Annotated in this window: 18 protein-coding genes and 1 pseudogene; 4 read left to right on the forward strand and 15 right to left on the reverse strand. The window is 67.4% G+C overall.

The genetic code is table 11. The annotated features are described in order from the left end of the window. Positions 1-42: 42 nt before the first annotated feature. Entirely contained in the window at positions 43-2,904 is a 2,862-nt protein-coding gene (ppc, locus tag AABN02_RS03350; RefSeq protein WP_338413503.1) for a phosphoenolpyruvate carboxylase, read from the forward strand. A gap of 4 nt (positions 2,905-2,908) precedes the next feature. Here the strand turns inward: ppc and AABN02_RS03355 are convergent, their stop codons facing one another. From AABN02_RS03355 to AABN02_RS03425, 15 genes and pseudogenes are all read right to left on the reverse strand, one after another. After that, complete coding sequence (locus AABN02_RS03355) at positions 2,909-3,244, reverse strand: helix-turn-helix transcriptional regulator (protein ID WP_338413504.1); 336 nt, start codon at positions 3,242-3,244, stop codon at positions 2,909-2,911. Next, a complete protein-coding gene (locus AABN02_RS03360) occupies positions 3,225-3,602 on the reverse strand; it encodes a type II toxin-antitoxin system RelE/ParE family toxin (protein WP_338413505.1) in 378 nt (125 codons plus the stop codon). Before AABN02_RS03360 ends, AABN02_RS03355 begins: the two co-directional genes overlap by 20 nt. A 72-nt stretch (positions 3,603-3,674) precedes the next feature. Next, a pseudogene (locus AABN02_RS03365) lies at positions 3,675-3,897 on the reverse strand (type II TA system antitoxin MqsA family protein); the annotation flags it as partial. A 321-nt stretch (positions 3,898-4,218) separates the two neighbouring features. Beyond that, a complete protein-coding gene (locus tag AABN02_RS03370) occupies positions 4,219-5,211 on the reverse strand; it encodes a CAP domain-containing protein (protein WP_338413506.1) in 993 nt (330 codons plus the stop codon). 20 nt (positions 5,212-5,231) lie between these two features. Further along, on the reverse strand, positions 5,232-7,646 hold the full coding sequence (locus AABN02_RS03375; RefSeq protein WP_338413507.1) for an EAL domain-containing protein: 2,415 nt from the start codon (positions 7,644-7,646) through the stop codon (positions 5,232-5,234). Beyond that, on the reverse strand, positions 7,643-8,689 hold the full coding sequence (locus AABN02_RS03380) for a histone deacetylase family protein (protein WP_338413508.1): 1,047 nt from the start codon (positions 8,687-8,689) through the stop codon (positions 7,643-7,645). Before AABN02_RS03380 ends, AABN02_RS03375 begins: the two co-directional genes overlap by 4 nt. Positions 8,690-8,739: 50 nt before the next feature. Further along, the gene (locus tag AABN02_RS03385; RefSeq protein WP_338413509.1) at positions 8,740-9,324 is read right to left on the reverse strand and encodes a phospholipase D family protein; all 585 of its coding nucleotides are present in this window, start codon (positions 9,322-9,324) and stop codon (positions 8,740-8,742) included. A 90-nt stretch (positions 9,325-9,414) separates the two neighbouring features. Then, complete coding sequence (locus AABN02_RS03390) at positions 9,415-10,164, reverse strand: ABC transporter ATP-binding protein (RefSeq protein WP_338413510.1); 750 nt, start codon at positions 10,162-10,164, stop codon at positions 9,415-9,417. Between the two features lie 22 nt (positions 10,165-10,186). Next, positions 10,187-10,975, reverse strand: a complete 789-nt coding sequence (locus AABN02_RS03395; protein WP_338413511.1) for an ABC transporter ATP-binding protein — start codon at positions 10,973-10,975, stop codon at positions 10,187-10,189. Between the two features lie 22 nt (positions 10,976-10,997). Next, on the reverse strand, positions 10,998-12,080 hold the full coding sequence (locus AABN02_RS03400) for an ABC transporter ATP-binding protein (RefSeq protein WP_338413532.1): 1,083 nt from the start codon (positions 12,078-12,080) through the stop codon (positions 10,998-11,000). 22 nt (positions 12,081-12,102) lie between these two features. Next, complete coding sequence (locus tag AABN02_RS03405; RefSeq protein WP_338413512.1) at positions 12,103-13,038, reverse strand: branched-chain amino acid ABC transporter permease; 936 nt, start codon at positions 13,036-13,038, stop codon at positions 12,103-12,105. A 200-nt stretch (positions 13,039-13,238) separates the two neighbouring features. Continuing rightward, on the reverse strand, positions 13,239-14,567 hold the full coding sequence (locus tag AABN02_RS03410) for a replication-associated recombination protein A (RefSeq protein WP_338413533.1): 1,329 nt from the start codon (positions 14,565-14,567) through the stop codon (positions 13,239-13,241). 29 nt (positions 14,568-14,596) lie between these two features. Beyond that, positions 14,597-15,175, reverse strand: coding sequence for an outer membrane lipoprotein chaperone LolA (gene lolA, locus AABN02_RS03415; protein WP_338413534.1), 579 nt, complete (start codon positions 15,173-15,175; stop codon positions 14,597-14,599). A 68-nt stretch (positions 15,176-15,243) separates the two neighbouring features. Further along, positions 15,244-17,853 (reverse strand): DNA translocase FtsK 4TM domain-containing protein, encoded by a 2,610-nt coding sequence (locus AABN02_RS03420; RefSeq protein ID WP_338413513.1) that lies wholly within the window; start codon positions 17,851-17,853, stop codon positions 15,244-15,246. A 97-nt stretch (positions 17,854-17,950) separates the two neighbouring features. Further along, complete coding sequence (locus tag AABN02_RS03425; RefSeq protein WP_310463474.1) at positions 17,951-18,619, reverse strand: cyclic nucleotide-binding domain-containing protein; 669 nt, start codon at positions 18,617-18,619, stop codon at positions 17,951-17,953. A gap of 204 nt (positions 18,620-18,823) precedes the next feature. On the opposite strand from AABN02_RS03425, the gene trxB reads away from it, so the two are divergent. The 3 genes from trxB (at position 18,824) to rpmG (ending at position 20,392) form a co-directional block, all read left to right on the forward strand. Further along, a complete protein-coding gene (trxB, locus tag AABN02_RS03430) occupies positions 18,824-19,792 on the forward strand; it encodes a thioredoxin-disulfide reductase (RefSeq protein ID WP_338413514.1) in 969 nt (322 codons plus the stop codon). Positions 19,793-19,972: 180 nt separating this feature from the next. Continuing rightward, positions 19,973-20,206: a 50S ribosomal protein L28 gene (rpmB, locus tag AABN02_RS03435; RefSeq protein WP_179634305.1), complete on the forward strand. Its 234-nt coding sequence runs from the start codon at positions 19,973-19,975 to the stop codon at positions 20,204-20,206. A 15-nt stretch (positions 20,207-20,221) separates the two neighbouring features. Then, positions 20,222-20,392 carry a 50S ribosomal protein L33 gene (gene rpmG / locus AABN02_RS03440; protein WP_310463471.1) on the forward strand — a complete coding sequence of 57 codons (171 nt, stop codon included), beginning with the start codon at positions 20,222-20,224 and terminating at the stop codon, positions 20,390-20,392. The last annotated feature ends 125 nt before the right edge of the window (positions 20,393-20,517 follow it).

Here is a 20,517-nt window from a genome sequence, read left to right on the forward strand (position 1 = left end):
GTCGCGTAACCAGATTACCAATCTTTTGACATCGAGGTTTCAATGCCACGCGCCGCCCGTTCCCGCTCGTCCGGCTCCGTTGCCGCTCCAGACACCGTGGTCGAGACCGGCTCCCCGGCCGACGCGGCCGAGAAGAACCGCCCGCTCGTCGAGGACATCCGCCTGCTCGGGCGCATCCTCGGCGACGTGATCCGCGAACAGGAAGGCAAGGCCGCCTACGAGCTGGTCGAGAAGATCCGCCAGCTCTCCGTCGCCTACCGCCTGAAGCAGGATGCGACCGCCGGCAAGGCGCTCGACCGCCTGCTGAAGAACCTCTCGGTGGACCAGACCGTCAGCGTCATCCGCGCCTTCAGCTACTTCTCGCACCTGGCCAACATCGCCGAGGACCGCCACCATGTGCGCCGCCGCGACGTGCACGAGCGCCAGGGCCACCTGCAGGAAGGCTCGCTGGCGATGACCTTCGAGCGCCTGGCCGATGCCGACATCCGCGCCGACGACATCGCCCGCACGCTGGACCACGCGCACATCTCGCCCGTGCTGACCGCGCACCCGACCGAGGTGCAGCGCAAGTCCATCCTCGACGCCGAGCGCGCCGTGGCCGAGCTGATCGGCGAGCGCGACGGCCTGCACACCGCCCGCGAGCGCAGCGACAACGAGACCATGCTGACCGCCCGCGTGACGCAGCTCTGGCAGACGCGGATGCTGCGCTACACCAAGCTCACCGTCTCGGACGAGATCGAGAACGCGCTGTCCTACTACCGCAGCACCTTCCTGCGCCAGATCCCGAAGATGTACCGCGAGGTCGAGAACGCGCTGCCGGGACGGCCGATCGCCAACTTCTTCCGCATGGGCAACTGGATCGGCGGCGACCGCGACGGTAACCCCTTCGTCACCGCCGAGACGCTGCAGCTCGCCCTGTCGCGCCAGAGCGAGACCGCGCTGCGCCACTACCTGACCGAGGCGCACGAACTGGGCGCCGAGCTGTCGATGTCGCTGCTGCTGGCGCCGATCACGCCCGAGATGGCCGCGCTCGCCGCCCGCTCGCCCGACCAGAATGCCCACCGCGAGGACGAGCCCTATCGCCGCGCCCTGATCGGCGTCTACGCCCGGCTGGCCGCCACGCTGCAAGCGCTGACCGGCACCGAGGCGCTGCGCCACGCCGTCGCGCCGCAGAACCCGTATGCGTCGTCGGACGAGTTTCTGGCCGACCTGAAGGTGATCGAGGCCTCGCTGAAGCACCACCACGCCCAGGCCCTGATCGCCCCGCGGCTGGCGCCGCTGATGCGCGCAGTCGAGGTGTTCGGCTTCCACTTGGCCACGGTCGACCTGCGCCAGAGTTCGGACAAGCACGAGGAAGTGGTCGCCGAGCTGCTGCGCACCGCGCGCATCGAGGCCGACTACAGCGCGCTGGACGAGGCCAGCCGGCGCGAGCTGCTGATGCGCGTGCTGAACGACGCGCGTTCGCTGCGCGTGATCGGCGCCGAGTACTCCGACCACGCCCGCAGCGAGCTGGCGATCTTCGAGACGGCCCGCACCATGCTGGCCCGCTACGGCCGCCACGCGCTGCGCCACTACATCATCAGCCACACCGAGGACGTCAGCGACCTGCTCGAAGTGCTGGTGCTGCAGAAGGAAGTCGGCCTGCTGCGCGGCACGCTGGACAGCGGCGCTGCGCGCAACGACCTGATCGTCGTGCCCCTGTTCGAGACCATCGGCGACCTGCGCAACGCCGCGCCGATCATGCAGCAGTTCTACGCGCTGCCCGGTGTCGCCGATCTGGTGCAGCGCTCGGGCGCGGAGCAGGACATCATGCTCGGCTACTCCGACAGCAACAAGGACGGCGGTTTCTTCACCAGCAACTGGGAGCTGTACGCGGCGGAACTCGCGCTGGTCGAGCTGTTCGACGCGCTGGGCAGCAGCCACGGCATCACGCTGCGCCTGTTCCACGGCCGTGGCGGCACGGTGGGACGCGGCGGCGGCCCGAGCTACCAGGCCATCCTGGCGCAGCCTCCGGGCACCGTGAACGGCCAGATCCGCCTGACCGAGCAGGGCGAGGTCATCGCCTCCAAGTACGCACACCCGGAGATCGGTCTGCGCAACCTGGAGACGCTGGTCGCCGCCACGCTGGAGGCCACGCTGCTGCACCCGACGAAGAGCGCGCCGCGCAGCTTCCTCGACGCAGCGGCGGAGATCTCGCTGGCCAGCATGTCGGCTTACCGCGCGCTGGTCTACGAGACCCCCGGTTTCACCGACTACTTCTTCAGCGCCACGCCGATCCGCGAGATCGCCGAGTTGAACATCGGCTCGCGCCCGGCCTCACGCAAGGCCACGCGCGCGATCGAGGACCTGCGCGCGATCCCCTGGGGCTTCTCGTGGGGTCAGTGCCGCGTGGCGCTGCCAGGCTGGTGCGGCTTCGGCTCGGCGGTGGAGAGCTACCTGGCCAACGGCAAGACCGACCAGCAGCGCGCCGAGCGGCTCGCGCTGCTGCAGAAGATGTGCAAGGACTGGCCATTCTTCCGCACACTGCTGTCGAACCTGGACATGGTGCTGGCCAAGACCGACCTGCGCATCGCGGCGCGTTACCTCGATCTGGTCGAGGACAAGAAGCTGGGCAAGCGGATCTTCGCCGCGATCGAAGCCGAGTGGCAGCGCACGAATGACGCGCTGAACCTGATCACCGGCGACACCCAGCGCCTGGCGACCAACCCGACGCTGGCCCGCTCGATCGAGCACCGCTTCCCGTATCTCGACCCGCTGAACCACCTGCAGGTCGAGCTGATGCGCCGCTACCGGCAGCGGCCGGCGGATGCGAAGACGGCGGGTGACGCGACGCTGGAGCGGTTGCAGCGGGGGATTCACATCTCGATCAACGGGGTGGCGGCGGGGTTGCGCAACACGGGTTGAGCCTTCAACCCACGGCCAACACCAAGTGTCCGACTGGCTGAGCCGCTGGTCGGACCTTGATCTCGATGTCGTAGCCCAGTCGGTTCAAGCAGTCCATCAACTTGCGCTCGGACAGGTTCGAGAAGTCGCCGCGCATCATGTCCGACACCTTGGGCTGCGTGATGCCCATGCGCTTGGCCGCCTCTTGCTGGGTCAGGCCCTGCAGCCGCATCGCCTTGCGGATCTCGATCACGAGGCCCGCCTTGATCTTGAGCTTCTCGGCGTCGTGCAAGCCGAGGTCGGCGAACACGTTGCCGGAACTGCGCATGACCTCGACACCATCAATGGTTTGATTTTGCATTTTTCAGCTCCTTGGCTCGGGCTTCGGCGACCTTGAGTCGCGCGTGAATGATGTCCGTGTCGGCCTTCGGGGTAGCGATGCCGCGTTTGCTCTTCTTCTGAAAACAGTGCAGAACAAACACGGCTTCATCGAACTTGACGGTATACACGGCGCGGTACGTCCCGCCTGCATCGTCTTCCACGACTTCGAGCACACCAGCACCGCCGAAGCCCTTCAGCACCTTGGCTGCGTCATGCTGGTCACCCGCTTGCGCCAGGGACAGAGCAAAGCCGAAAAACCGCCGCACATCCTCGGGCAACGCCATCAGATCCTTGTGGCTGCTCGCGATCCATTCGAGCGGTTTTTCATGGGCAGACATTGGATTAAATATACATTAAAAGGGATAAATCAATAGGCGTAGCAGCCTGGGTGCGAGCGGACGCAAGCTTATCTACGCCGACCGCACCTCGTCCATCAACTCCGGGTGCCGGTCCAGCAGCTTCAGCAGCTTCACCAAGGCCAGCGGCGGGCGGGTCTTGCCGGTTTCGTAGCGCGAGAAGGCATTGACGCCGCCGCCGAAGATGGCAGCCAGCGGCCTCGCGCTGATCGAGCGCCAGCTTCTTGCGGATATGAACGGTGAAGGCCGGGGCCACGGTCAAGGCGTTGACCTGCTTGAAGCGGTGCTGGACGCCCACCTGCGCTGTCCGGTGGACCGCATCCCCATCCCCGACACGCCGCCCGGTCAGCCGGTGACACTGCGCCTCGGTCTGGCACATGCGCGACGCTCAAGGGCTGGCGTCATTTCCGCAAGACTTCTTGCTGCAGACACTCGTCACCGTGGTCCAGCTTTGAGGTCCACCACAGTGCCTCAAAACCGTGCAATCCAACATAAACCGTTGCCCGACAAGGACTTGCGACGCTTCGCCACCCCTTCCCCACAGGTTTATCCACAGGGATGGTGGACAAGGTAGCGTCGAAGCTCGGTTCGGCTCGGCTCAATCCACCAGCCGGAAGGTGTAGCTGTAACTGCGCAGCACGCCGTTCACCCGCACATTCGCCACCGTCACGTCGTGGAACACCCCGGCGGTGATGCCCGTGGCGCGAAAGCGCAGGACGTTCGGCACGCCGTAGCCCACGTAGTCGGGCGACACGCTGCTGACCGCCAGCGCCGCGCCACCACGCGGCACCACCGACACCGTCGCGGCGCCGAAATCGACCTTGGCGATGCCGTTGGCCGTGCGGCTCGACTTGTCGGCGATGGCGGTGAACGACAGGATGGGGTTGCCCTGGAAATACGCCTTCTTGTAGTTGCCGACCGGGTAGGCCACGTAGTCGGGCGTGACCGGGCCGGCGTCGTCGGCGGCGTAGATGACCTTGAGTGCGGCGGCCGTGGTGCGCACGCCGCTGGCGGATTCGGCGTCGACACGGCCGAAGGCGATCTGCTTCAGGAAGGGATCGAGCATCCAGCGGCGGTGGCCGAGCGTGGCCTCGCTGCCGACGTCGGCCAGCCAGCCACCCAGGATCGACGCGGAGGACGCCAGCGTCAGGAAGGCACTCGGGCCGCCCAGGTACAGGTTGCTGCTGGTCGCGCCCTGCTGGCCAGCGGCGCTGTAGCAGTTCCAGTTGCTCGGCGGCGCATGGCTGAGCGCGCTGTTGGCGACGGACATCAGCGAGATCTGCATCACCTCGGCGTCGCCCGCGGCTTCATAGGCGACGGCGGCCAGGCCGTGGGCGGCGCGGATGGCGTTGACCGTGGCGAGCGCGCCTGATTTTTCCGCGGCGGTCAGCGTGCCGGCGCGGCAGATGGAGGTGTCGGGGACGGCGGTGTAGAGCGGCTGGGCGGCCGTGGTGAATGCGGAGCCTGTCCCGCCGCCGAAGCCGGTGTCACCGGCCGCCCCGGCGCTGCCGCCGCAGCCGGCCGTGGACAACACCAGCGCAGCCAGTGCAGAGGAAACACCCCATCGGGCCAGACAGTGGATGGTGGTCATGGTGCGAACTCCCGGATCAATCAGCTGGTGTGCAAACCCCTGAAGCCTACCGCGTCATGCTGACCAGCCGCTGTTCGCAGCCGCTGTTCGAACTGCTCGGGCGCGCAGGGCCGGCCGAACAGGTAGCCCTGGTACTCGTCACAGCCCAGCGCCGCCAGAAAGGCCACCTGCCCCTCGGTCTCCACGCCTTCGGCGACCGTGCGCAGGCCGAGTTTCTTGGCCAGCACGAGAATGGCATCGACGATGGCGGCGTCGTTGGGATCGGTCTCGATGTCCTGCACGAAGGAGCGGTCGATCTTGAGCTTGTTCACCGGGAAGCGCTTGAGGTGGCTGAGCGACGAGTAGCCGGTGCCGAAGTCGTCGATCGAGAGCTGCACGCCCATCGCCTTCAGGCGCTGCATGGTCGCCAACGCCTGCTCGGGCTGGGTCATCACCATGCTTTCGGTGATTTCCAGTTGCAGCAGCGTGGCCGGACAGCCGGTGGCGGCCAGCGCCGCGGCGACCGAGGCATCCAGCCCGGGGCTGCTGAACTGGCGCGCCGACAGGTTGACCGCGACCGGCACATCACCCAGACCGGCCAGCTGCCAGGCGCGTGCCCGGGCGCAGGCCTCGCGCAGCACCCAGTCGCCGATCGGCACGATGAGGCCGGTCTCCTCGGCGATCGGGATGAAGCTCAGCGGAGAAACCAGCCCCAGCTCCGGATCCTGCCAGCGCAGCAGCGCCTCGGCGGAGAGCACCCGCCCGGTGCCGGCGTCGATGATCGGCTGGAAGTGCAGGCGCAGTTCGCCCTGCTCGAGCGCGCGCCGCAGGCCGGCCTCCACCCGCAGGCGCTCGACCGTTTCCTGGTTCATCTCCGGCGTGAAGAACGCCATCGCATTGCCGCCGCGGGCCTTGGATCGGTACATCGCCGTGTCCGCATGGCGCAGCAGCACGTCGGCCGACGCGCCGTCGCGTGGGAAGACGCTGATGCCCAGGCTGGTGCTGACCGCGAGGTCCTGCCCGCCGACCCGGACGGTCTGGGACAGCGCGTGCAGGATCTTCTGCGCCACCGGGACGATGTCGCCGACATCGGCCATGTCGGACAGCACCAGCACGAACTCGTCGCCGCCCAGGCGCGCCACCGTGTCACCCTGGCGGACGCAGTCGTTCAGCCGCTGCGCGACGGTCTGCAGCAGCAGATCGCCGTGGCTGTGGCCGAGGCTGTCATTGACGGTCTTGAACCGGTCCAGATCGAGCACGAGCACACCCGTCACGCGCTGGGCGCGGCGGGCGTAGATCAGCGCCTGTTCGAGCCGGTCGGTCAGCAGGTGGCGATTGGCCAGACCGGTGAGGGCGTCATGGCTGGCCTGGCGCTCCAGCGCTTCCGTGTTGCGCTGGATGACATCACGTTGCTGCGAGAGCGAGCCGGCCATGCGGTCCAGTGCGACCATCACCTCGCCCAGCTCGCCACGCGGATAGGGCTGGCCGATCGGCTCGTCGAAGCGGCCTGCGTCCAGCCGCGAGATGCCCACCATCAGGCGCGCGGTCTGGCGCCGCACCGCGTATTCCCCGAGACCGGCCGCCCCGAAGAACACCAGCCCCGACATCAGCAGCATGCCGGTCATCGCGCGCCGGAACTGGGCATCCGCCTGGTCATGGAGATCGGCCTCGGGCACGCTGAGCACCACCCGCAGCCCGGCATCGCGCGTGCGCGGCAGCGGCGCACTGGCCCAGATGCGCGCCTGGTGGCCCGCCCCCAGCGTCGCCGCCGGCTGGCCGGACGCCTCGGACAGCACGAAGTGCTTGACCTCGCCGTCGACCGGCACCCGCGAGGCCCCCGGCCCGGGGTAGTCCATCACCAGCGAGGCGTCGTCGTTCCAGATCTGGACATTCATCTGGCGGTAGGGCAGCGTCGTGGCCACCGCCTGTCCGTGTGCGTCCAGATTGAGCGACGCGAGCAGGATGAAGCGCAGCGCCCCCCGGGCATCGCGCACCGGGTAGGCGATCTGCAGCACCGCCTTGCCGGTGAGCCGCCCGATCACCGGCTCGACCACATGGCGCGGCGAGGTCAGCGCGCGCCGGAAATAGCCGCGGTCCCTGAGGTCGAGCTGGCGGCCGCTGCGCAGCGAGTCGCAGTGCAACTGGCCGTCCGGCTGGATGGTCAGCAGGCCGGTGTACTGCGGATGTTCACGCAGCACGTCGGCCAGGAAGGTGGAGCAGGCGGGGATATCGTCGCTGCCCAGCATGGGCACCTGCGCCAGCCCGAACAGCAGCTGCGCGGTGCCGCTGATCTTGTCGTCCAGATCACCGGCCAGGACCCCGGTGCGCGCGGTCAGCTGGCCGCGGACCTGCTCCAGCGTGGCGGCCCGGTTGTCCAGCAGCACCCACAGCATCGCCAGCACCGGCAGCAGCGAGGCCACCAGCACCAGCCACAGGATGCGGGCACGCAGGCTCACGGCGTGCGTTCCTCGAAGCCCTGCAGGACGTTCACGACGTTGATGCCGACGTCGGCGACGGCGTAGCCGCCCTCCATCGTGAAGACCGTCGGCAGCCCGAGGCGCGCCAGCCGCTCGCCCAGCCGCAGGTAGTCGCTGCTGCGCAGGTGGAAGCCGGAAATGGGATCGCCCTCGAAGGTGTCGACGCCAAGCGGAACCACCAGCGCGTCGGGCCGGAAGCGCTCGACGGCCTGCAGCGCGTGGTCGAGCGTGGCGAACCAGGTGTCGGCCGAGGTGCCGCGGGGCAGCGGCAGGTTCAGGTTGAAGCCCTGCCCTGCGCCCTGTCCGCGCTCATCGGCGTGGCCGAGGAAAAACGGGTACTCGGTCATCGGGTCGCCATGGAGCGACACGGTCAGCACGTCGGCGCGCTGCTCGAAGATCGTCTGCGTGCCATTGCCGTGGTGGTAGTCGACATCCAGCACCGCGACCCGCGCCGCGCCGCCGTCGCGCAGTGTCTGCGCCGCGAGGGCGGCGTTGTTGAGGAAGCAGTAGCCGCCGAAGAAGTCCGGGCCGGCGTGGTGGCCGGGCGGGCGGGTGAGCGCCATCGCGCTGCGCTCGCCCCCGGTCACCGCCCGCGCGGCCGTGACCGCACAGGCTGCGCCAGCCCGGACCGCTGCCCACGTGCCGGCCACCATCGGGCTACCGGCGTCGAAGGCGTACAGGCCCAGCTGTGCGGCGAAGTTGCGCGGCACCACGTCGTGCCGGAACCCGCGTCCCGGCCACACCGACGGCAGGATGTCGAACGCAGCGTTGGCCGGGTCGAGCGCCACCCAGGCGTCCCAGGCACCGGCCAGGAAGGCCAGATAGGCCGGGCTGTGGATGGCGGCCAGCGCCGCATCGGGCACCTCCTCCGGCGTGCACAGCGGGCCGACCGGTCGCTGCTGCAGGGCCGCGAGCACGTGGTCGAGCCGGTCGGGCGTTTCGTGGCAGGGGACCAGACGGCCGCGGTACATCTCGTGCTGGGCCGTGTGCAGGCGGTGGTCCGGGTTGTGGATGATGCGCATGTCGGCAATCTCTGAATCAGCCACCGGCCCGGAGAACTGCCCGGGCCGGATCAATACGGGGTGGACTGCTTGAACCGCGTGAGCCAGTTATCGGCATACGCCTTGACCAATGCAGGGTCGTCCCGGATGAGAACGCCATTCTCCGCATTGCGCTCCTGCGCCGACTTGGTGAAGTTGAACGAGCCGGTGAAGACCGCACGGTCGTCGAAGATCATCACCTTGTTGTGCGCGATGGCGGGCTTGGTATCGACCACGACCGGGATGCCGGCGTTCTTGAGGTAGGTGGCGCTGGTGTACTTCTCACCAGCCTGGCTCTGGTCGACGATGACCTGCACGTCGACGCCACGGTCCTTGGCCTGCTTGACCGCCTGGGCGATCGGCGTGCTGGTGAAGTAATAGGCCTGGACGCGCAGGCTGCGCTGGGTGGCGTTGATGGTGTCGATCAGCAGCGCTTGGCAGGAGGCACCGTCGGGCACGAAACACAGCGCGTAGGAAGCCCGCGGCGCGAAGGCGGTGTAGCCGGTCGGGGCGGCCACCTGGGCACGGGCTTGGGCGCCATCGGCCAGCAGCGCCGTCAGACAGACGGCCGTCAACAGCGCGGACGGGCGCCAGGAAAAGGAAGCAGGACGGGACATGGAAGCAGCCGATTTCGGCAGTTGTTCAATTCGAGCCGGGGATCATCCCATGATCCCGCCCGCCCACTGCGCCATGGGCCGCCGCGCAGGTTACTCCCCGAGGTAGGCCGCCCGCACCTTCGGATCCGCCAGCAGCTGCTGGCCCTGCCCGGTCATCGTGATCAGCCCGGACTCCATCACGTAGCCCCGGTCGGCCACCGCCAGCGCGCGGCTGGCGTTCTGCTCGACCAGCAGCATGGTGACGCCCTGCTTGTGGATGTCGCCGACGACCTCGAAGATCTTGTCGACCATGATCGGCGACAGGCCCATCGACGGCTCGTCCAGCAGCAGCACCTTGGGGCGGGCCATCAGCGCGCGGCCCATCGCCAGCATCTGCTGCTCGCCGCCGGACATCGTGCCGGCGAGCTGGTCACGGCGCTCCTTCAGGCGCGGGAAGATGCTGAACACCTTCTCGATGTTCACGCCGATCTCGGCTGTGTCATTGCGCGTGTAGGCGCCCATCTGCAGGTTCTCGGTGATGGTCATGCGCGTGAAGGTGCCGCGACCTTCCGGGATCATCACCAGCCCCTGCTTGGCCAGGTCCCAGGAGCCCTGCCCTTTCAGGCTCTTGCCCAGGTACTTCACGTCGCCGGAGGCGATCGGCTGGATGCCGGTGACGGCCTTCAGCGAGGTGGTCTTGCCGGCACCGTTGGCGCCGATCAGGCTGACGAGTTCGCCCTCGCGGACCTCGAAGGTCACGCCCTTGACGGCCTGGATGCCGCCGTAGGCGACCTTCAGGTTCTCGATGCTCAGCAGGACCTGGCCGCTGCCGCCGGTCTTGAGGTTCGTTGCGGTTGCCATGTGATCGGATGTCCTGCTGCGTTCAGTGGGCCTTGTGACCGCTGCCCAGGTAGGCCTCGATCACCTTCTCGTTCTTCTGCACCTCGGCCGGCGTGCCCTCGGCAATCTGCTTGCCGTAGTCGAGCACGGTCAGCCGGTCGCACAGGCCCATCACCAGCTTCACGTCGTGTTCGATGATCAGGATGGTGCGGCCGTCCTTGCGGATCTGGTCGATCAGCTCGCGCAGCACCACCTTCTCGGTGGCGTTCATGCCGGCCGCCGGCTCGTCCAGCGCGATCAGCTTGGGGTCGGTGGCCAGGGCGCGGGCGATCTCCAGCCGGCGCTGGTCGCCGTAGGACAGCGTGCGCGCCTTGTACTCGGCGAACTTGCCGATGCCGACGTAGTCGAGCAGTTCCTGCGCACGCTTGGCGATCGCCGCTTCCTCGGCCTTGAACGCCGGGGTGCGGAAGATGGCGCCGATCAGCCCGGAATGCGAGCGCACATGCCGGCCCACCATCACGTTCTCCAGCGCGGTCATCTCGGGGAAGAGCCGGATGTTCTGGAAGGTGCGGGCGATGCCGGCCGCGGCCACTTCATGCACCGCCGTCGGCGTGTAGGGGGCGCCGCCGAGGTTGAACGTGCCGCCGTCCGGGGTGTAGAGGCCGGTGATGACGTTGAAGAAGGTCGTCTTGCCGGCGCCGTTCGGGCCGATCAGGCCGTAGACCTGGCCCTTGTGGATGGTGATGCCGACGTCCGAGAGGGCCTGCAGACCGCCGAAGCGCTTGGAGACGCCCTTGACTTCCAGGACGATGTCCGAAGTGTTCTTGCTCATGGGGTGATGGCTCCTGTTCGCTTCACTTGATCGCCGGAGCGGCCTTGCCATGCTCGGGCGCAGGCCACAGACCGCGCTGGCGCACCAGCATGATCGTGATCATCGCCAGCGCGATCAGCAGCTGGCGCAGGATGGCGGCGTCCAGCCGTCCGCCGGTCATGGACTGCACGTCACCAGCGACGTAGCGCAACACTTCCGGCAGCGCCGACAGCAGCAGCGCGCCGAGGATGACGCCGGGGATGTGCCCGATGCCACCCAGCACCACCATCGCCACGATCATCACCGACTCGGCCAGCGTGAACGACTCCGGCGAGATGAAGCCCTGGAAGGCCGCGAACATGGCGCCCGAGATGCCGCCGAAGGTGGCGCCCATGCCGAAAGCCATCAGCTTGAGGTTGCGGGTGTTCAGGCCCATCGCCTTGGCGGCGATCTCGTCCTCGCGGATGGCCATCCAGGCGCGGCCGATGCGCGAGACTTCCAGGCGGCGGCAGACGATCACCGTCAGCACCACCAGCACCAGGAACAGGTAGTAGTACAGCACCACCGGCGGGAAGGTGTGGCCGAACAGGTCCACCGGCTGGCCGAAGCTGAAGCCGAAGAAGTTCATCGGGTCGATCTGGCTGATGCCGCGCGGACCGTTGGTGATGTTGACCGGGTACTCCAGGTTGTTCATGAACACCCGGATGATTTCCCCGAAGCCCAGCGTCACGATGGCCAGGTAGTCACCGCGCAGCTTCAGGGTCGGCGCGCCCAGCATCACGCCGAAGAAGGCCGCCACCGCCGCCGCCACCGGCACCACGGCCCAGATGGGCATGTGCAGTCCGTTGGGGAACATGTTGCGGATCCACTCGAAATTCTCCGAGAGGTGCGGCGAAGCCAGCAGCGCGTAGAGGTAGGCCCCCACCGCGTAGAAGGCGACGTAGCCCAGGTCGAGCAGGCCGGCGAAGCCGACGACGATGTTCAGGCCGAGGGCGAGCATCACGTACAGCAGCGCCAGCGCCATGATGCGCACCCAGCCCTGTCCGAACTGCGCCGCGAACAGCGGCAGCGCCAGCAGCAGCGCTGCGGCCAGTCCGAACACGATCCATTGTTTGGTCTTGTCCATGGAAGTCATGTGGTGGGTCTCCTCAGGCGCGGTCGGCCACGCGTTCGCCCATCAGGCCGGACGGTCGCATGGTGAGCACCAGGATCAGGACGAGGAAGGCGAAGATCTCGACGTACTGGCTGCCGAAGACACCGCCCGTGAGATCGCCGAGGTAGCCCGCGCCGATGGCTTCAATCAGGCCGAGCAGCACGCCGCCGACCATCGCGCCGGTCAGGTTGCCGATGCCGCCGAACACCGCCGCCGTGAAGGCCTTCAGACCGGGCATGAAGCCCATGCTGTGCTGCAGGGTGCCGTAATTGGCGGCCCACATGATGCCGGCGATGGCGGCCAGCGCCGCGCCGATCACGAAGGTGGTGCTGATGATGTGGTCCGGGCGCACGCCCATCAGGCCGGCGACCCGCGGATTCTCGGCCGTGGCACGCATGGCCCGGCCCAGCTTGGTCTTGTTCACCAGCCACAGCAGGCCGGTGAGCACCGCCGCCGTGATGACGAGGATCAGGATCTGCGTCAGCGTGATGACGGGGCCGTCTTCCCAGAGGTTGTAGACCTCCACCGGCAGCAGCTGCGGATAGGGCTTGGGATTCGGCTTCCAGATGATCATGGCCAGCGTCTGCAGCAGCAGGCTCATGCCCATCGCGGTGATCAGCGGGGCCAGGCGCGGCGCGTTGCGCAGCGGGCGGTAGGCGATCTTCTCGATCGCGTAGTTGAGCAGCGAGCAGACGATGATCGCCGCGATCGCCGAGATGAACATGATCAGCCAGCCCGGCAGGGTCGAGCCCGCCTCCTGGAACGCGATCGCGACGCTCCAGCTGACCATGGCGCCGACCATGAGTACCTCGCCGTGGGCGAAGTTGATCAGGCTGATGATGCCGTAGACCATCGTGTAGCCGAGTGCGACGAGGGCATACATGCTCCCGAGCACCAGCCCGTTGATGATCTGCTGTACGAAGGTATCCATTCCAAGCTCTCCTGTGACCGCTGCCGGGTAATACCGCAAGGTGCGTGCCAGGGAAGCCCCCCCGCTGGCCGCTCGGGTTCGGGACAGGACGTGACTTCCTGCCGCGGCATTCCGCACAGGGATTCTAGGCGGGCACCGGGCTGGAAAAGATGCGCGTTTGCGCTAGGCAAACCGCGGAATATCCGGATGGAACCGGCGATTCAGCGGTTTTTCTTCGCCTGTTCGTCGAGTTGACGCAATTGGGCGAGCTTCTCGCCGATGCGGATCTCCAGCCCGCGGTCCACCGGCGCATAGAAGCGCGGTGCGGGGTCGTGGGCGTCCGGGAAATACTGCTCACCGGACGGATATCCGTCCGCCTCGTCGTGGGCGTACCGATAATTCCGACCGTAGTCGAGGTTCTGCATCAGCTTCGTCGGCGCGTTGCGCAGGTGCAGGGGAACCGGCCGCGAGCCGTCCTGCTGCACGAAGGCCCGCGCCGCCTTCCACGCCGTGTAGACCGCGTTCGACTTGGGCGCCACCGCCAGATAGACGACGGCCTGCGCCAGCGCCAGCTCCCCTTCCGGCGAGCCGAGCCGCTCGTAGGTCTCGCTGGCGTCCAGCGCCAGCCGCAGCGCCCGCGGATCGGCCAGCCCGATGTCCTCGTTGGCCATGCGGATCAGCCGCCGGGCGATGTAGCGCGGATCGACTCCGCCATCGACCATGCGCGCGAACCAGTACAGCGCCGCATCCGGGCTGCTGCCGCGCACGGACTTGTGCAGCGCGGAGATCGTGTCGTAGAACTGCTCGCCGCCCTTGTCGTAGCGGCGCAGCTGCGCGCCGAGGCTGCGCTCCAGCGCAGCTTCATCGAGCACGGCGTCCGGCCCCACCATGCGCACCACGTTCTCGTAGGTGTTGAGCAGGCGGCGTGCGTCCCCGTCCGCATAGGCGATCAGGCGCTGCGCGGCCTCGGGCGTCGGCTCGGCGGCGTGGAGTTCGGCGCGGGCGGTGGCCAGCAGCGTGCGCAGGTCGTCCTCCGACAGCGGCTGCAGCACATGCACCGTCGCCCGCGACAGCAGCGCGGAGTTGACCTCGAAGGACGGGTTCTCGGTCGTCGCACCAATGAAGGTGAACAGGCCGGACTCGACGTGCGGCAGGAAGGCGTCCTGCTGCGCCTTGTTGAAGCGGTGCACCTCGTCGACGAAGACGATGCAGCGCCGCCCGCGCGACTGCGCCAGCTTCGCCTGATCGACCGCATCCCGGATGTCCTTGACGCCGCCGAGCACGGCCGAGATCTGCACGAAGTGGCTGTCGAAGGCATCGGCCATCAGCCGCGCCAGCGTCGTCTTGCCGACACCGGGTGGACCCCACAGGATCATCGAATGCGGGCGCCCGGATTCGAACGCCACCCGCACCGGCTTGCCCGGCCCGAGCAGGTCGCGCTGGCCGATGACCTCGTCGATGTGGCGCGGGCGCAGGCGCTCGGCGAGCGGGGCGTCGGCGGCAAGCGCCGACGCTGGTGTCGCGGCGGAAACCGGATCGGACTCCGGCAGATCGCCGAACAGGTCGCCGATCGGAGCGCTCACTGCTGCAGCACGTCCGCACCGGTGGGCGCGGTGAACTTGAAGCGGGTCGCGGCCAGCGTCACGTTCGGCTCGAAGCGGCCGAAGTCCAGCCGCGAGCGCTGGCCGAGGGCGTCGACCAGCTCGATCGCCGCCAGCTCCTTGCCGCGGAAGCCGACCCGCAGCTGGCGGATCTGGCCTTCCTTGGCCTTGGGCTGGGCCTGCACCCACTGCAGGCCACCGGCGTCGGCATCGGCCTGGAGCGTGAAGTCGCGGTCGAGGTTGCCGCCGGCCAGCAGCGCCGCCGGGGTCGAGCCGAGCACCTGGTCGAAGGCGCGCACCGTCACCTGGTTCAGATCGACGTCGTAGAGCCAGACCTTCTGGCCGTCCGCCACGATCTGCTGCTCGTAGGGCTTGGTGTAATCGAAGCGGAAGCGGTTGGGACGCTGGAACTCGAACTCGCCGCTGGACGTCTTCTTCTTCGCGCCATCGGGCGCGGTGACGACCTGCGTGAACGGCGAGCGGCCGGACTGCACCGTCTGCACGAAGCTGCGCAGCGCCTCGACCGCGTCGGCGCGGGCCAGCACCGGGCTGAGCATCGCCAGCACCAGCACAGCGCCGCGCACGTACACGGGCGAAGAAATCCGGGACTTCAGGAGGTTCAGCATCATTCGTTGTTGCGTGCCGGGACGAGGAGGTCGCGGTTGCCGTTGGTGGACATGCTGGATACGAGTCCGGATTGCTCCATTTGTTCCAGCAAGCGGGCCGCGCGGTTGTAGCCGATGCGCAAATGGCGCTGCACCAGCGAGATCGAGGCCTTGCGGTTCTGCAGCACGACGGCCACGGCCTGGTCGTACATCGGGTCGGCTTCCGCGTCTCCGCCACCGCCTTCGGCGTTGGTGTCGTTGCCACCGTCGCCATCGAGCACGCCGCCTTCGAGGATGCCTTCGATGTAGTTCGGCTCGCCCTGCGTCTTCAGGTACTCGACGACACGGTGCACTTCGTCATCGCTGACGAAGGCGCCGTGCACCCGGATCGGCACACCCGAGCCCGGCGACAGGTACAGCATGTCACCCTGCCCCAGCAAGGCTTCGGCGCCCATCTGGTCGAGGATGGTGCGGCTGTCGATCTTGCTGGAAACCTGGAAGCTCAGCCGTGTGGGGATGTTGGCCTTGATGAGGCCGGTGATGACGTCGACCGACGGCCGCTGCGTCGCCAGGATCAGGTGGATGCCGGCGGCACGGGCCTTCTGCGCCAGCCGGGCGATGAGTTCCTCGATCTTCTTGCCGACGACCATCATCAGGTCGGCCAGCTCGTCGATGACGACGACGATGTGCGGCAGGCGGCCCAGCGGCTCGGGCTCCTCGGGCGTCAGGCTGAAGGGGTTGGGGATCAGCTCCTCGCGGGCGGTGGCGTCGTCGATCTTCTTGTTGTAGCCGGCGAGGTTGCGCACGCCCATCTTGCTGAGCAGCTTGTAGCGCCGCTCCATCTCGGCCACGCACCAGTTCAGCGCGTTGGACGCCTGCTTCATGTCGGTGACCACGGGCGCGAGCAGGTGCGGAATGCCCTCGTAGACGCTCATTTCCAGCATCTTCGGGTCGATCAGGATCAGGCGCACGTCGCTGGCATCGGCCTTGTAGAGCAGCGACAGGATCATGCTGTTGATGCCCACCGACTTGCCGGAGCCGGTCGTGCCGGCCACCAGACAGTGCGGCATCTTGCCCAGATCGGCCACGAACGGCTGGCCCACGATGTCCTTGCCCAATCCGAGCGTCAGCAGCGAGGCGGCGTTGGTGTAGATCGGCGCGCCCAGCACCTCGGACAGCCGGATGATCTGGCGCTTGGCGTTGGGCAGTTCGAGCGCCATGCAGTTGCGGCCCGGGATGGTCTCGACCACGCGGATCGACACGAGGCTCAGCGAACGTGCCAGGTCCTTGGCCAGGTTGACGATCTGCGAGCCCTTGACGCCGGTGGCCGGCTCGATCTCGAAGCGCGTGATCACCGGGCCGGGCATGGCGGCGATGACCTGCACCTCGACGCCGAAGTCCGCGAGCTTGCGCTCGATCTGGCGGCTGGTGGCTTCCAGCGCTTCGGGCGTGGCGGTTTCGGTGGCGGGCGTGGCCAGGTCCAGCAGGCCGACCTGCGGCAGGTGGGCCGGACCGTCGATCAGCGTCGGAACCGCCACCGGCAGCGGCAGTGGCATCTGGATGGCGGCCGGTGGGCGCGCAGGCGCGGAAGTCGTCGCCACCATCGCGGCCGGGCGGGCGCTCGGCAGCGGCATCGGCAGGCCCTCGTCCCAGGGCGGCGCCACCAGCGGCGGCAGGCTCTCGGGCACGGTGTCCACAAAATCGGGCTCGTAGCTCGGCGCCGCGCGCGTGCCGGCGGGCGCCATCTGCAGCACGGCAGGCATCGTCTCCGAGTCGAACACCGGCTCGACGCTCGGCGGCGCAGCGGGCTTGTCCTTCTTCTTGCGACCGACTGCCGGCGCCGGCGCGACAGGTTCCAGCGGGGTCAGCGGCGCCGGCTCGGTCATCGATTCACGCTCGCGCTCCATCTGCGCCTGCGCACCGATGCGCTTGTCCTCGGCTTCCTTGCGGCTGAGCTGGCGACGCTCGCGCCAGCCATCGAACCAGCCGCCGATGCGCTCGGCCAGCCCCAGCCACGAGAACCGGAACGACCACGCCAGCGCCAGCAGCAGCACGACGATCCACAGCACGCCACTGCCGACGAAACCGAGCAGACGCATGCTGGACGGACCGAGCACGGCGCCCAGCACACCCCCGGCATGGGCCCCGGCCACGGCACCCTCGAACTGGTACAGGCGGGTCCACTCCAGGGCCGTGCTCGACATCAGCAGCAACACCAGCCCGACCCAGACCAGCCACTGCGGCCGCCAGTGCACCGGGCCGACCGGATCCACCGGCGCCAGATCAGCCCGCAGCAGGCGCGCCACCATCGACAGCCAGGAGCGCACCCCGAACAGCAGCCCCCACCACGCCGACAGGCCGAACAGCACGAAGGACAGGTCGGACGCCCAGGCCCCGATCACACCGGCATGGTTGCGCAGGCGCTGCCCGTCGCCGGAGGTGGAAAACGCGGCATCCCCCGGGTGGTGGCTGACCATGGCAAGGATCCACAGCAGCAGCAGTGTGCCGCCCAGCGTGATGCCCACCTGCAGGCGCCAGCGGGGGACGGAGGGAGAGTTGGAAGCCTGCGCCTGCATAGCAGACGTCTGGGCGGAAGCTGAACTGCGCAGCGAACCGAGCGGATAAGTCATTCCGACATTGTCCGCCATCCGCAGAAACGGCAAAGCCGCCATGAAGCGGGGCGGCTTTGCCTTAACTGAGGCACCCGGAGGTGCCTTGTGCGGGGGATTACTGGGTGGCCAGACGCTCGGTCAGCACGACCCAGCCGTTTTCCTGCGTCTCGATCAGGCCACGCTCTTCCAGATCCTTCATCACGCGGCTGACCATCTCGCGCGAAGCGCCGACGACCTTGGCCAGATCCTGGCGCGACACCTTGCTGCGGATGACGCGGCGACCTTCGTCGTCCTCGGCCATGTCCAGCAGCGCGCGGGCGACGCGGCCGTAGACGTCCAGCAGGGCCAGCGACTCGATCTGGCGGTCGGCATTGCGCAGGCGCGCGACGAGGCCGCGCAGGATCGCGTAGGACAGGCTGGAGTTGTCCGGCAGGCAGGTCGCGAACTCGTTGCGGCCCAGCACCAGCACATCCGTCTGCACTTCGGCGCGCACGGTGGCCGAATGCGGCTCGTTGTCGATCAGGCTCATCTCGCCGAGGTAGTCCCCCGCTTCCAGCACGGCCAGGATCACCTCGCGGCCCCGGGTGTCGGAGGTGATGACGCGGGCACGGCCGCTCAGCAGGATGAACAGGGCGTCTGATTTGCGGCCTTGCTCGACGATGATTTCGCCGCGGCGGTAGCGGCGCTTGACCACGCCATCGGCGATCGTCTGCGCCTGCTCCACGGTCAGCATCGAGAAAAGAGGAACCCGTCGAATCAGATCAAGGTTTGAGAGCATGGCCATGGGGCTACTCCTGCTTGTTGGTGTCTATCGTTGTCATTGAAAGCGGGACATGGCGCGATGCAGGCAAGAACCGCTAAGCTTCGCACTGCAACATTTCACGACATGCCCATTGCGTCGCGACTCTAACCGAAGCGTCACCCCGTTGAACAGCGCGGTGACCCGGAAATGAAACCGCGCACTCCCACGGAAACCGACACCGAACCCATGAGCAGCACCTCCACGCACGCCCAAGTCCTCATCCTCGGATCCGGCCCCGCCGGCTACACGGCCGCCATCTACGCCGCTCGTGCCAACCTGAAGCCGACGCTGGTCACCGGCATGGCGCAAGGCGGGCAACTCATGACCACCACCGAAGTCGACAACTGGCCGGCGGACGTGATGGGCGTGCAGGGGCCGGAGCTGATGCAGCGCTTCCAGGAGCACGCCGAGCGCTTCAACACCACCATGGTGTACGACCACATCAACGAGGTGGATTTCTCGCAGCGCCCATTCCAGTTGAAAGGTGACTCCGGCACTTACACCTGTGACGCGCTGGTCATTGCCACCGGCGCCAGTGCCAAGTACATCGGCCTGCCCTCGGAAGAAGCCTTCATGGGCCGCGGCGTCAGCGGCTGCGCCACCTGCGACGGCTTCTTCTACCGTGGCCAGGACGTCTGCGTGGTCGGTGGCGGCAACACCGCGGTCGAGGAGGCGCTCTACCTGTCGAACATCGCCAACAAGGTGCACCTGATCCACCGCCGGGACAAGTTCCGTGCCGAGGCCATCCTGATTGACAAGCTCCACGAGAAGGTTGCCGCCGGAAAAATGGAGTTACATCTGTTTCAAACGCTGGACGAAGTTCTGGGCGATCAGACTGGTGTCACGGGCGTGCGCCTCAAGAGCACTGTGGACGAAAGCACCCGGGATCTGGACGTCAAGGGCTGCTTCATCGCCATCGGCCACCAGCCGAACACGGACATCTTCAAGGGCCAGCTGGAGATGAAGGACGGCTACATCGTCACGCGCTCCGGTCTCAACGGCCTGGCCACGATGACCAGCGTGCCCGGCATCTTCGCGGCAGGCGACGTGCAGGACCATGTCTACCGCCAAGCGATCACCAGCGCCGGCACGGGCTGCATGGCCGCGCTGGACGCACAGCGTTACCTGGAACAGAACCCCCCTGCGGGCGCCTGACGCCGGGCCATTGGCGGCGGCGTTGATTTCCGTTCTATAATCGACGTTTTTCCGCCAATAGACCCGTCAAGCCCATCGGTTTGACGGAGGGGTGATCATCAGGCCGGGCACCACAAGTGCCAACAGTTTCATCAGGCGGGCCTGCTCTGGTTGCTGTAACCATCGTATCGGAGAAGCGTCATGGCACGCGTCTGTCAAGTCACGGGTAAAGGCCCGATGACCGGGAACAATGTTTCCCACGCAAACAACAAAACCAAGCGCCGCTGGCTGCCTAATCTGCAGTACCGCCGCTTCTGGGTCGAGAGCGAAAACCGCTGGATTCGCCTGCGCATCTCCAACGCTGCGCTGCGACTGATCGACAAGAAGGGTATTGACGTGGTCCTCGCCGACCTGCGTGCCCGCGGCGAACTGTAATCGGAGACTGACACCATGGCAGCCAAAGGCGGACGCGAAAAGATCAAGCTGGAATCCACTGCGGGTACCGGCCATTTCTACACCACGGACAAGAACAAGAAGACGACGCCCGGAAAGCTCGAATTCATGAAGTTCGATCCGAAGGTGCGCAAGCACGTGCTCTACAAGGAAATCAAGCTCCGCTGATCAGCCCACGCTGAACAGGACTTGTTCCAGACAACCCGCCCGGGCCCAGCCCGCGGCGGGTTTTTTCATGCGTCCACGACGCCATCACCCCCGCATCCCCCAAAAGGTGGCCCCCTCCAGCGTGA

It is taken from the genome of uncultured Sphaerotilus sp. (genome assembly GCF_963924895.1).
In the GTDB taxonomy this organism is placed as follows: Bacteria; Pseudomonadota; Gammaproteobacteria; order Burkholderiales; family Burkholderiaceae_C; genus Sphaerotilus.

What these genes read in the sequence shown, in the direction of transcription:
- ppc (WP_338413503.1), top strand. Translation starts at nt 43, where the DNA reads ATGCCACGCGCCGCCCGTTCCCGCTCGTCCGGCTCCGTTGCCGCTCCA.
- AABN02_RS03355 (WP_338413504.1), bottom strand. Translation starts at nt 3,244, where the DNA reads ATGCAAAATCAAACCATTGATGGTGTCGAGGTCATGCGCAGTTCCGGC.
- AABN02_RS03360 (WP_338413505.1), bottom strand. Translation starts at nt 3,602, where the DNA reads ATGTCTGCCCATGAAAAACCGCTCGAATGGATCGCGAGCAGCCACAAG.
- AABN02_RS03370 (WP_338413506.1), bottom strand. Translation starts at nt 5,211, where the DNA reads ATGACCACCATCCACTGTCTGGCCCGATGGGGTGTTTCCTCTGCACTG.
- AABN02_RS03380 (WP_338413508.1), bottom strand. Translation starts at nt 8,689, where the DNA reads ATGCGCATCATCCACAACCCGGACCACCGCCTGCACACGGCCCAGCAC.
- AABN02_RS03385 (WP_338413509.1), bottom strand. Translation starts at nt 9,324, where the DNA reads ATGTCCCGTCCTGCTTCCTTTTCCTGGCGCCCGTCCGCGCTGTTGACG.
- AABN02_RS03390 (WP_338413510.1), bottom strand. Translation starts at nt 10,164, where the DNA reads ATGGCAACCGCAACGAACCTCAAGACCGGCGGCAGCGGCCAGGTCCTG.
- AABN02_RS03395 (WP_338413511.1), bottom strand. Translation starts at nt 10,975, where the DNA reads ATGAGCAAGAACACTTCGGACATCGTCCTGGAAGTCAAGGGCGTCTCC.
- AABN02_RS03400 (WP_338413532.1), bottom strand. Translation starts at nt 12,080, where the DNA reads ATGGACAAGACCAAACAATGGATCGTGTTCGGACTGGCCGCAGCGCTG.
- AABN02_RS03405 (WP_338413512.1), bottom strand. Translation starts at nt 13,038, where the DNA reads ATGGATACCTTCGTACAGCAGATCATCAACGGGCTGGTGCTCGGGAGC.
- lolA (WP_338413534.1), bottom strand. Translation starts at nt 15,175, where the DNA reads ATGCTCAGCCCGGTGCTGGCCCGCGCCGACGCGGTCGAGGCGCTGCGC.
- AABN02_RS03420 (WP_338413513.1), bottom strand. Translation starts at nt 17,853, where the DNA reads ATGACTTATCCGCTCGGTTCGCTGCGCAGTTCAGCTTCCGCCCAGACG.
- AABN02_RS03425 (WP_310463474.1), bottom strand. Translation starts at nt 18,619, where the DNA reads ATGGCCATGCTCTCAAACCTTGATCTGATTCGACGGGTTCCTCTTTTC.
- trxB (WP_338413514.1), top strand. Translation starts at nt 18,824, where the DNA reads ATGAGCAGCACCTCCACGCACGCCCAAGTCCTCATCCTCGGATCCGGC.
- rpmB (WP_179634305.1), top strand. Translation starts at nt 19,973, where the DNA reads ATGGCACGCGTCTGTCAAGTCACGGGTAAAGGCCCGATGACCGGGAAC.
- rpmG (WP_310463471.1), top strand. Translation starts at nt 20,222, where the DNA reads ATGGCAGCCAAAGGCGGACGCGAAAAGATCAAGCTGGAATCCACTGCG.